Origin of the sequence: Brevundimonas bullata (genome assembly GCF_003350205.1) — a bacterium.
Lineage (GTDB): Bacteria > Pseudomonadota > Alphaproteobacteria > Caulobacterales > Caulobacteraceae > Brevundimonas > Brevundimonas bullata.
Map to the genome: position 1 here is coordinate 1 of NZ_QLLC01000075.1, position 2299 is coordinate 2299.

A 2299-nucleotide genomic window follows, 5' to 3' on the forward strand; every position below is an offset into this window, starting at 1 on the left:
AGAGACAGGGAATCACGATCCGCGAATAATGCAACGGTTCCACAAGGGGAGAAGGAGAAACTACAGACACAGTTCAACGCACACCCGCGCCAGCACCTCCGCCGAATCCGTCAGCGGCACGGCCACGTCCGCCGCATCCAGCAACAGCGGCACCTCGGTGCAGCCGCCGATCACGCCCTCGGCCCCCGCCGCGACCAGGGCCGCCGCCAGGTCGCGCATGGCCGCCCTCTGCTCAGGTCCCACGTCGCCCGCCTTGACCCCGGCCACCACCGCCATGAACCGCGCCCGGTCGGCGTCCGACAGCCGCACCATCTCCACGCTCTCAGCCGCCAACGCCGCCGAATACAGCGCCTCGCCCCCCGGCGTCGCCAGCACCCCGATCCGACGCGCGCCATTCGCCTTGGCCGCCTTCGCCGTCTCCGCCACCATGTCGACGAACGGCAAACCCGCCGTCCGGATCGCCGCCGCGTGGGCGTGGGCGGTGTTGCACGGCATGGCCAGAACCTCGGCCCCCGCCGCCTTCAGCCGCAGCGCCATCTCGCCCAGGGTCCGTCCCGCCGCCTCGGGCTGAGTATGCCGGTTCGGCGTCTGCGGGTTCATGTCCATGACCACCCGCACATGGTCCTCGTCGCCCTGAGCCGGCGTCAGGGCCTGCACCCGCGCCAGAAAGGCCACCGTCGCCGCCGGTCCCATGCCGCCCAGAACACCCAGAATCTTCACGCCCGACCTCATCCGCTCAACGGCCCGACGCCGGGACCTGCGCGCTCGCTTCGCCCATCCCGGCCCCCCGCGCAATATCGCCGCGCGACATCGTCGCATTGCCATATCCTCGCGGCCCCGTGCTTATGCGCGCAACGATTCGGGGAAGACGCTCACTCCATGCCAGCTGAAAAAGCCGCCGCGCTGATCACCAACGACGCCGTCGTTCTGGGCCTTCTGGCCGTCATTCTGGCGGGGGTCTTCTGGGCCTCCAGCCTGCCCAACAAGGGGGTTCAGCGGTTCTTCGCCTTCGTGCCGGCCCTGCTGCTCTGCTATTTCCTGCCGTCGCTGCTGACCACCTTCGGCGTCGTCGATCCCGAAACCTCGCGCCTCTACTTCATCGCCTCGCGCTTCCTGCTGCCGGCGGCCCTGGTGCTGCTGACGGTGTCGGCGGACCTGCCGGCGGTCTTCCGCCTGGGGCCGAAAGCCCTGATCATGTTCTTCACCGGCACGCTCGGCGTCATGCTGGGCGGCCCCATCGCCCTCTTGCTGACCAGCTGGGTCGCCCCCGACCTGATGGGGGCAGGCCCCGAGGCCATCTGGCGCGGCATGGCCACCGTGGCCGGCAGCTGGATCGGCGGCTCGGCCAACCAGACCGCTCTGTATGAAATCTACGGCGCCGGCCCCGACGTCTTCTCCATCTGGATCGCCGTCGACGTCATCGTCGCCAACATCTGGATGGCGGGCGTGTTGTGGATCGCGGCCAACCAGGTGCGCGTCAATCGCCTGCTGCGCGCCGACGCCTCAGCCGTCGACCGCGTGCGCGAAAAGGCCGAGGCCTATGAGACCGAAAACGCCCGCATACCCTCGCTGAAGGACCTGATCTTCATCGTCGGCGTCGGCTTCGGCGCGGTCGGCCTGTCGCACGCCCTGGCCGATCCCCTGTCGGCCTGGTTCGGCGCCAACGCCCCCTGGGCCCAGCGCCTGTCGCTGGACTCCAGCTTCTTCTGGCTGGTTCTCATCGCCACCGTCATCGGCGTGGTCCTGTCCTTCACCCCGGCGCGTCGCTTGCAAGGCCCCGGCGCGGCCAAGGTCGGCTCGGTGTTCGTCTATGTCCTGGTCGCCACCGTCGGCCTGAACATGAACATCGGCGCCATCCTGGACTCGCCCGCCTACTTCCTGATCGGCCTGGTCTGGATGGCGGTTCACGTCCTGCTGCTGTTCGCCGTCGCCTGGCTGATCAAGGCCCCGGCCTTCTTCCTCGGCGTCGGCTCCATGGCCAATATCGGCGGCGCGGCCAGCGCCCCGGTGGCGGCGGCGGCCTTCCACCCGTCCCTGGCCTCGGTCGGCGTCCTGCTGGCGGTCGTGGGCTATATCGTCGGCACCGGCGCCGCCTGGTTCACCGGCCTGGTGATGATGCAGATCGCCGGCGCAGGCTGACGCAATCGGGGGCGTCCGGGCAAGAAATCGCCAGTTCAAGAACCGCGTTCAACAATCATGGATAACGCGCGAATTCTTGCGGAACCAAGTTTCAGGTCCGTTGTTATTGCATCGGACACATCGGACGCCCCCCAACCCCGATGTCGTCTGTGGCGGTCCG

Annotated in this window: 2 protein-coding genes; one reads left to right on the forward strand and one right to left on the reverse strand. The window is 68.6% G+C overall.

Annotation, left to right across the window (positions count from 1 at the left end; genetic code table 11):
• Positions 1-60 precede the first annotated feature (60 nt).
• Positions 61-720: a cysteate racemase gene (gene cuyB / locus DXK21_RS16340; RefSeq protein WP_281269037.1), complete on the reverse strand. Its 660-nt coding sequence runs from the start codon at positions 718-720 to the stop codon at positions 61-63.
• Between the two features lie 159 nt (positions 721-879).
• Here cuyB and DXK21_RS16345 point away from each other — a divergent pair, with 159 nt between their 5' ends.
• A complete protein-coding gene (locus DXK21_RS16345) occupies positions 880-2139 on the forward strand; it encodes a DUF819 family protein (protein ID WP_114818822.1) in 1260 nt (419 codons plus the stop codon).
• Positions 2140-2299: the final 160 nt, after the last annotated feature.

Bases quoted from the DNA above. Each gene is read 5' to 3' on its own strand.
- DXK21_RS16345 (WP_114818822.1), top strand. From the start codon at position 880: ATGCCAGCTGAAAAAGCCGCCGCGCTGATCACCAACGACGCCGTCGTT.